Source organism: Bradyrhizobium sp. SHOUNA76 (assembly GCF_023006445.1).
Classification (GTDB): domain Bacteria; phylum Pseudomonadota; class Alphaproteobacteria; order Rhizobiales; family Xanthobacteraceae; genus Bradyrhizobium.
This window is the reverse complement of the sequence record NZ_JALBHA010000248.1, coordinates 1-9,005: the sequence shown is the minus strand read 5'-3', so window position 1 is coordinate 9,005 and position 9,005 is coordinate 1. Positions and strand designations below refer to the sequence as shown.

Sequence of the window (9,005 nt, the reverse complement as noted above, 5' to 3'; positions counted from 1 at the left end):
CCCGGGTCGCGGCCTTCTGCTTCAACTCCTCCGCCTTGGCGCGGGCTTGGTCGGTCTTTGCGTTCGCGAGCGTCTTGTCAGCGAAGGCGAGCTCGGCGTCTGCGCGGGCCTTCTGCTGTTCGAGCTTGCGCAGCGATGCGGGGAGCGAGGCGGCTTCCTTCGCGGCCGCTGATGCGGCCTTCTTGGCCTCGTCAGCGACTCGAATCGCCTCGTCGGCTTCGACGGAGACCTTGTCGACACGGCCCGGCGCCGCCGCGATGGCTTCGCGCTTCGGCGTGAACAGCAGGGGATGAGCGATATCGATCGGGGCCGCGTCCTCGGGCGAGATGATCACCCGCATCCCGATGTTCGTCTTGTCGAACAGATTCTCGGCAAAGCCGAAGGGCATGCGCACGCAGCCGTGCGACGCGGCATAGCCGGGCAGCGGTCCGCCATGCAGCGCGATGCCGTTCCAGGTGATGCGCTGCATGTTCGGCATCCAGGCATCGTCATACATGGTCGAGCGGTGATCCTTGTCCTTCTCGACAATGGCAAACACGCCGGCCGGCGTCTCGCGTCCCGTGGTCCCGGTCGACACCGGCGCGCGCAGGATCCAGCCCTCGGCATCGTAGAAAGTGACTTGTTGGCCCTTGATCGACACGATCGCCATGATCGGCTCGCCGGCCTGACGCTGCGCTACCGCCTCCGCCGGCTGGCGCGCCTGCTTGGCCGCCCCGGCCGGGGTCAGGGCGGAAAACGCGACCATCGCCGCCAGCGTCACAAGTCCGGGAGGGCCCCAACGCCGCATCGCCAAGGTGGATTGCGCCGTCGTCAGTCGGTTTTTCATGCCATCCTCGGTCGAAATGCCAGTCCGCTTGGCCCGGTCACACGTCAGATTGCGATCACGGGATTAAGAAATCGCAGCCGCCATACGTTCCGTCTGTGGCAATATTCGGCTCGTTCCGGCGACAAGTCTCTCATATACGACCGCTTGGGCAGGCGGAAGGCGGTTAACAGCCGGGCTGGTCCGAGGCTGGTGGCCTATCGCTGCGGCAGAATGTCCGCCTCTGCCGGGCGGCGAGGCCCACGCCCAACGGAGGCGCGTTAGACGCCCACGGCCTTACGGTTGAAGGTCCGGAGGAAACGCAGCGACAGCGTCCGGACATTGGCGACGTTGAGGAGCCAGGCGGTCGCGACATAAGCAAGACCGCCGGCAAGGCTGACGATGGCGAGCGCCACGAGGCCGGTGCCGCCCGCTTGCGATCGCGCCAGCAGGATCGCGGCCGCCATCACGGCTGCGGAGACCGCAACGCCGGCGAGACGACCGAGGTCGAACGGGACCGGATGGGCGCGATGCATCAGGACGACGGCTACGAGAAAGCCGATCGCCTCGGTCGCCAGCGTTGCCAGCGCCGCGCCGTAGATGTCGTAGCCGGCGACCAGCACGACCATCAGGACCACGCTGACCACCAGCGTGAGAAAGGATTGCGCCGCCAGCATGAAGGGCCTCTCGGCGAGCTGGAAGCTGATCTGGACGTAGAACTGATTGGCGATACCGAAGAAGCGGGCAAGCACCAGGGTCGGCAGCAGAGCCGACACGCCGGCGCGGAAGTCGACGCCGACGAGTGTGCCGGCGACCTGATCCGCGGCAAGCGCGAGCCAGACCGCAACGGGCGTGACGACGACGAGCAGGAGCTCGAGGCTCTCGGTCAGGCGCTCCCGCGTCGTCTCCTTATTATTTTCGGACAATGACCGGAACACCAGCGGCACGGTCGCCGCGGCGACGCTCGATGCAATCATGACCATGAACTGGCGCGGCAGATCAGCGGCGACCCCGAAGATGCCGGCGGCATCCTTGCCGAGCAAGTAAGCGACGATGAGCCGGTCGCAGGCCGAATAGACCGCGACGGACAATCCGGCCAACGTCAGGGGCAGGCCGTAGCGCGCCAGCTGCATGAACTGGCTGCGCTGGAAGCGCGCGATCCTGGTGCGGTCGCCGACGAGGTTCAGGATGATCCCGGTGAGCGACCCCAGGCCGAACGCGGCAAGCAGCCCCAATCCACCCCAGCCGAGCCAGATGCCGACGAGACCGAAGCCGACGCTCGACACGCTGCGCACGATCGAGATCGCGGCAAACCGGTAGGGACGCAATTTGGCGCGTTCGAACTCCTGACCGACATCGACGGCATTGGCCATGATCGCGACGAACATGCTGGCAAGCAGCAGCTCGACACTGACGTCGCTGCGGAACAGGAAGACCAGCGGGGTCGTAGCGCAGAGCACCGCGACGGTGAGCCCAAAGGCAACCATCGCCGTGCCGCGAAAATCCACCTCCGCCGACATCGCCTGATAGCGGGACACCGACAGCTTGATCCAGGCGAAGAAGACCGCGCCCAGAATGCCGGCGAGGCTGATACCCACGACATAGACGCCGTACTCCGCCGGGCTCAGCAGCCGCGTATAGGCGGTGACCGCGAAGAAGCCCACCGCCGCAGGCAGGATGTAGGCGACGAGATAAATCGAGAAATGGCGGTTCAGCATGCGAGCACGGGACCGGCAACGGTCTTGCGAGTGTGGCGGCCGTTCATCAATGCGGCCTTGAATGGGGCCTTTGGCGGGGCGAATGAATGCGCCGCAGCATCGCTCAAGAGTGTCACATAAGTCTGCAAATCTGGCGGCGAATGAAGCTCAAAAGCCGCTTTCGCACGTTAGCGTTAAATTTGCCCTTCCTCCAACGGCAAGGCGCGATCTCGGGAGGAACCATGAGCTGCAGACGGCGGAAGTTAACCCCACGAGGCGAAACCCCGGCGTCGTGGGGCGACGCTTGGTACGATGGTGCGTTGGTTCGAAAAAGGACTGCCGTGACCAGGCTCGACAGACGCGAATTTCTTCTTGGCGGCGCCGCAGCGCTCGCGGCGGGCGCATCGGCGTCGGCCGTGCCGGCATCGAAGCTCGCGCAACGTCATCAGGGTTTTGGCGCGGCCGCCACGCTCTGGGACCTGCAAGCCGATCCCAGGCTTGGCGAAGCCATCAGCACCTATTGCACGCAGGTGGTGCCGGTGCTCGAGCTGAAATGGCCGATGCTGCGGCCGAACGCGCACACGTTCAACTTCGAGCGCGCCGACGCCATCCTGGATTTTGCGCGAGAGAACGATCTGACGATGCGCGGCCACGCGCTCGCCTGGTATCACGACATTCCGGACTGGACCAAGCAGATCAAGAACACCAAAGGCGTCGAGCGCGCCTACCTCGACCACATCGGCACCGTCGTCTCCTACTACAAGGACAAGCTGACGTCGTGGGACGTCGTCAACGAGCCGATCCCGGACAATCCCCGCAGTCCAAAGGACCGGCGCGACACGTTCTGGACGCAGCATCTGGGTCAAAGCTGGATTCCGCTGGCCTTCCGCACCGCGGCCGCGGCCGATCCTTTCGTCAAGCTCGCGATCAACGAATATGACATCGAATCGGCCAAGGACTCGTTCATTGCCAAGCGCGCAGCTTATCGCAATCTGATCATGGACCTGCTCGACCAGGGTGTTCCGCTCCACGCCGTCGGACTGCAATCGCACCTGCATGCCGAGCTCGAGATCGACACCCACGGGCTCGCCGAATTCGTCACCGAGCTGCGCTCCTGGGGCCTCGAGGTGCTCGTCACCGAGCTCGACGTCGACGACCAGAAGCTGACGGGCAATCCGGCACAACGCGACGCCATCGTCGCCAAGCGCGTCGACGATCTCCTCACGGCGATCTCGACCAGCGGACCGGTGCGCTCGATCCTGACCTGGGGTCTCTCGGATCGCTACAGCTGGATCAACGGCACCTTCGCCCGCGCGGACAAGCAGCCGAACCGCCCGCTGCCGCTCGACGGAGAGTTCAAGCCAAAGCCGTTCATGGACGTCATCGGCAAGTTCACGAAAGACGTCTGAACGCGCGAGCTCAGCTGCGCGTTGGCACCTCGAACTCGGCTGCATCGCCGATGTGATCGGGCGATAGGCTCGGCGCGCGACGGTCGCGCGAAGAGAGGCGGAACACGTCGCGGATGTCGTCGACCGAGGTCGACGAATAGGACTGGATGCAGAGCGCGACCTGTTCGGGTGAGGCTGTGCGGATCAGCGCTTCGATGGCCGGACGGTCGAGCGGCGTCTCGTCCCAATGCGAGACTGCGATGCTGTCTTCCGTGACCCGGTGGGTCGCCAGATGCGCGGGTGAGGTCGCGACGAAATGGCCGTACATCAGATATTCCGAGAACTTCTTCTTCCGGCACAACGCCAGCACCCAGTTCAATCCCGTTGCCGACTTGATGGCGGCGGCCATGGCGCGCGCAGTATCCCTGTCCCAGACCAGGGCGTTGCCGACATAATCGTCGGCGGGGAAGGAGCGGTCCTTGATGCCGAGCAGCTGATCGACCGTGCGCAGCCACAGTCCATGCAACGGGTGGTCTGCGCCGATGTCCTTCGGCGTGACGAACAGCGGCGTCTTCTCAGCCCCGGCATATTTGCCGACGTCGAATTCGCGGAAGAACAGATTGTCCGAATCCAGGATGCAGACGCGCTGCTCGGGCGCGTTGAGCACGCCGGCAATCTTCAGGATCTGCTGGATGTGCCAGCCGTGGACGGGCGACGACAGCAGCGACAGCCAGACGCGCCGCTTGCTGATGAACTGAAGCGCCGGCGGCAGGGCGAACAGCCATTTCGGCAAGTAGCGCGAGGCCGGAACGATGACGCGCCTGTCGGACGCGAAGCGCTCGAACAGCGGCACATCCTCATCGTTAACGAGAACATAATGCCGCGTATATCCCGTGAGCCAGGTGTCGATGCTTTCGCTGAGCAGCGAAAAGCGTTCGATGTCCTTGGCGTAGCTGGCAGTGAGCAGGGCAACGGAATGCATGGCGCGCTCGAATGGCGATCAGGCCGCACTCATAGCCGCACGGCGGGATGCTGCAAACTCACAAACGGAATCAAGGTAAAATGAAACGATTCATTAGCCATCCGACGGCAACCCCTGCTCGATCCCGCGAAAGCGCAGTGGCGCCAGTGCTGAGGCGCGCTGCCACCAGTCGGCGACGCGGTCATCGAGGGCGGTCATGCCGCGTCCCTGGCCGGGATAGATCCTGATCTGCTGCACCGCCTCGGCTTCGAACCCCTTGCCCCTGCGCGTGATCTTGAGGGCGGCACCTTCGCGATCCCGCTGGGTCAGCGGCACCAGCAGGCGGCCGCGCGGACGAAGCGCCTCGAGCCAGCGCGGATGCGGATGCGAGAAGCCGGCGTGGATGATGATGACGTCGGCGGGTTCGCGGAACTGCTCACGTCCATCGCCATGGACCACCTCGACATTATGATAGGTGTGAAGGAAACTTGCAGCGCGGCGCGCCAGACGCTCGTCACATTCGATGGCCATCACCCTGCCCTTGGGACCGACCATCTTCGACAGCACCGCCGAGAAATAGCCGAGCCCGCAGCCGATCTGGACCACGCGATCCTTCTCCTTGATATCGAGCACATCGATGAAATGCGCCCACAAGCTCGGCAATCCGGTGTCGAGCCTGCGGCGCGCGTCGATCGCGACCAATACATTGTCGTAGAGATGACCGGGATCGGCACTGGGCGTCAGCCGGTAGCTGCGCGCCGCCTCGCTCTTGATGCGCCAAGGCCCTTTTCCCAGAAATGCCTCGCGCGGAACAGCGGCGAGCGCTTCGAGCAGGCGCGGCGAGGAAATCCGCTCGCGCCTCGCAATCAACGCGACGTAACGCGCGCGCGCGGCGGCAAGATCGCTCATGTCACGGAGCGGCCTGTTCGCGGACCGGCGCATCCGTGCCGAGCTCGTTGACGAGCTGCATCGCCTGCTTCAGGTCCGGCGTATTAAAACCCTCGCTGAACTTGGCGACAACGGGCACGATCAGGAGGCGCGCATGCTCGCGCTTACCGGCGTCGAGCGACAGCCGCGCCAGACTGACGGCAGTGCGAAGCTCCCAGGACAGCGCGCCCTGCTTGCGCGCGATCTCCAGCGACAGGGTGAACAGATCCGCAGCCTCCTGCACCGAGGCCGGATCGCCGTCCGATATCGTGATCTCACCTTGCAGGCGATAGACTTCGGCGAGATAGGAATGATCGCCGGTGCGTCTGGCGGTCGCGAGCGCGCCGTCAAGCGCGCGCAAGGCCGCCTCGCGCATCCCGACCTTGGCATAGGCTTCCGCGAGCAGGCAGCGGAACCAGCAGCCGGCGAGCCAGGAATCCATCGCCTCGTACTCGTCGAGGCCGAAGCGCATCTGGCTGAGGCCTTCATCCGCCTCGCCGAGTTGAGCCAGCGCCCAGCCGCGCAGGATCGCGGCCTGCTGCTTCCAATGCAGGAAATTGTGCTCGGTGGCGATGATCATGGCGCGGTTGGCGTGGTCGCGCGTACCTTCGACATCACGCAGATGCTGGCAGAGATAGGCGCCGAACACGAGCGCGAAGGCGAGCGTGAAGGGATGGCGAATCTTCTCGGCATTCGCGATCGCCTGCTCGCTGTGCTGGCGCGCCGCGTCGGGCTGGCCGAGGAACCACAGGAGGTAGCCCAGATAGGACAGCGAGACCACGCCAGGATCGGTGCCGTGCCGCTCCATCAGGTCGGAGTGCAAATCGGGGCTGTAGAGATTGATGCAGCGGTGCAAATGATGTTGGGACGCAGCAAAGCGCCCGCGATAGAGCATGGTCATCGCGATCGAGCGGTGCGCTTCGATCAGATAGCCGGTCTGCTGCGCCGGCTGCGTCCGTTCGTTCAGCCGCTCGCGCTTGGCGAATTTCAGCAGCTCGACGCTGAGATCGTGCGCGCGGGTGAGATCGGCGCGGATGAAATGGCAGACCCACAGGCCGCGGGTGGCGGCAAAGGCCTTTTCGTCGTCGTCGAGCTGCTGACCGAGCTCGAGCGCGCGGATGTAGTTCTCCTCGACCTCCTGTACCGCATAGCCCTTGGCGGAGATCAGCGCATTGCCGAGCGCGATGCGCAGATCGAGCTCCATCTCGTCTGCGCCCTGCATCCGCGCATTGGCCTGCACGACGCTCAGGCCACGGCGCAGGTGACCGATCGCCTCCAGATTGGCGCCGCTCCTGGCCGCCTGCTTGCCGGCCTTGAGCCAGAAACTGGCGGCGCCCTCGCTCTGGCCGGACTCGGTCAGGTGATGGGCGAGCAACTCCGGTTCGCGCTCGGTCTTCTCCGGATACATCTCGGCAAGCACATGGGCGATCCGCGAATGCAGCTTGCGCCGCTCGCTGTGCAAGAGGCTCGCATGCGCGGCGTTCTGGATCATCACGTGCTTGAAGGAATAAAGCGCGTCCGGCGGATGGCCGCGGCGCATGATCAGCCCCGCCTGCTCCAGATGATTGAGCGCGGCCTCGATCTGCTCAGCCGGCGTGTTGGCGACGGCATGCAGCGTTTCGTAGGAGAATTCGCGGCCGATGGTGGCGCCGATCTGGGCGATCCGCTTGAACGGACCCATGCGGTCCAGCCGCGCCATCAGCGAGTCGGTCAGGGTTGCCGGGATCGCAAGCTGCCGCCACGGGCCCGACAGGACGTAGCGCCCGTGCCGCTCGGTCAAGAGGTTGGATTCGAGGACGGTTTTCGTGAGCTCTTCCAGGAACAGCGGCACGCCGTCGGTCTTGACGATGATCTCCTCGACGACCTCCTTGGGCAGCTCGCGTCCGGCGACGCGCTCCACCAGCGTGGTGCGCAACTGCCGGCTCAGGCGGTTGAGCACCAGCGTCGTGATGTGCGAATGCGCGTTCCAGCTCGGCTGGAATTCGGACCGCGCGGTGATGATGACCAGGATCGGCCGGTTCTGCACCCGATCGACCAGAAGGTCGATCACCTCACGGGAGGTCGGATCGATCCAGTGCAGATCCTCGAATGCGATCACGAGCGGCATCTCGCGCGCAAGGCCCAGGAAGTGATTGACCAGCGCCGCGACGGTCGCATCCTTCTGCTGCTGCGGCGACAGCTCGAGCGGCGGATAGCGGTCTGCGGTCGGTATCGACAGCAGCGCGGCAAACAGCGGCGTAACCTGCTCGATGTCGCCATGAGCGGTGGCGATCGCGGTCTCGAGGCTCGTCAGCGACAGTGCGGACGGATCATCGCGGTCGAGGCCGAGAGAGAATCTGAGCTGCTCGGCGAACGGATAGAGCGCCGTGGACGTGTAATAGGGCGAGCACTGGAACGAGACCTGTCCATGGCGGTCGCCCGAGATCCGCTCGAAGATTTCCTGGATGATGCGCGACTTGCCGATGCCGGGCTCGCCGAACTTGACCACGACCTGGCCGTCGCCGTCCTTGACCTGCTGCCAGCGGCCCATCAGCAGCGCGATCTCCTCCTCGCGGTTGACGAGCGGCGTCAGCCGCGTGCCCATGGCGGCGGCGAAGCGAGTCTCTACCCGCGAGGCGCGCATCACGTGCCAGGCCTGCGTCTTCTCGGAGATGCCCTTCAGGTCATGGACGCCGAGATTGCGGAATTCGAACTTCCCCTTCAGCAACGACTGGGTCGAGGCGGAGATCACGACGCCGTTGGGCGGCGCCAGGCCTTGCAGGCGCGCGGCGAGGTTGACGGTCTCGCCGACCGCAGAGTCGCGCTCTTCGGTGCCCTGCCCGACGAGGTCGCCGACCACGACGAGGCCGGTTGCGATCCCGATGCGGACGGCGGGTGAGTGGCTGAGCGCGCCACGTGGCTCGATCGCACGTGCGGTCGACAGCACCCGAACGATCTCGAGCCCGGCACGGACCGCGCGCTCGGCATCGTCCTCATGTGCGGTCGGGTAGCCGAAATAGACAAGGATACCGTCGCCGACGAAACGGGCGGCAAAACCCTCGTAATGCTTGACCACACGGACGCAGGTCTCGCGGAAGCTCGCGATCATGTCGCGGACGTCTTCCGGATCGAACTGCACGGAGAGCGAGGTGGAATCCACCATGTCACAGAACATGGTGGTGAGCTGACGCCGTTCGGCGCCGACCTCCGTGCGGGCCTGCGGCCGCACCGTCGTCGCGGGCGCCTGCGCC

General features: G+C 65.1%; 6 protein-coding genes. 1 reads left to right on the top strand and 5 read right to left on the bottom strand.

The window, feature by feature from the left end; genetic code table 11:
- Together MOV74_RS22835 and MOV74_RS22830 are read right to left on the bottom strand one after the other, a co-directional pair.
- Positions 1-826: L,D-transpeptidase family protein (locus tag MOV74_RS22835; RefSeq protein WP_246927204.1), on the bottom strand; the 826-nt coding region annotated here is incomplete at its 3' end.
- Between the two features lie 257 nt (positions 827-1,083).
- Positions 1,084-2,520 (bottom strand): lipopolysaccharide biosynthesis protein, encoded by a 1,437-nt coding sequence (locus MOV74_RS22830; protein WP_246927202.1) that lies wholly within the window; start codon positions 2,518-2,520, stop codon positions 1,084-1,086.
- A gap of 320 nt (positions 2,521-2,840) precedes the next feature.
- Here MOV74_RS22830 and MOV74_RS22825 point away from each other — a divergent pair, with 320 nt between their 5' ends.
- A complete protein-coding gene (locus MOV74_RS22825; RefSeq protein ID WP_246927200.1) occupies positions 2,841-3,908 on the top strand; it encodes an endo-1,4-beta-xylanase in 1,068 nt (355 codons plus the stop codon).
- Positions 3,909-3,918: 10 nt separating this feature from the next.
- On the opposite strand, the gene MOV74_RS22820 is transcribed toward MOV74_RS22825, so the two are convergent.
- The 3 genes from MOV74_RS22820 to MOV74_RS22810 all read right to left on the bottom strand — a co-directional run.
- Positions 3,919-4,869, bottom strand: coding sequence for a DUF6492 family protein (locus MOV74_RS22820; protein ID WP_246927198.1), 951 nt, complete (start codon positions 4,867-4,869; stop codon positions 3,919-3,921).
- Between the two features lie 93 nt (positions 4,870-4,962).
- On the bottom strand, positions 4,963-5,757 hold the full coding sequence (locus MOV74_RS22815; protein ID WP_246927195.1) for a protein-L-isoaspartate O-methyltransferase: 795 nt from the start codon (positions 5,755-5,757) through the stop codon (positions 4,963-4,965).
- Position 5,758: 1 nt separating this feature from the next.
- On the bottom strand, positions 5,759-9,005 hold a 3,247-nt coding region (locus MOV74_RS22810), incomplete at its 5' end, for an AAA family ATPase (protein WP_246927193.1).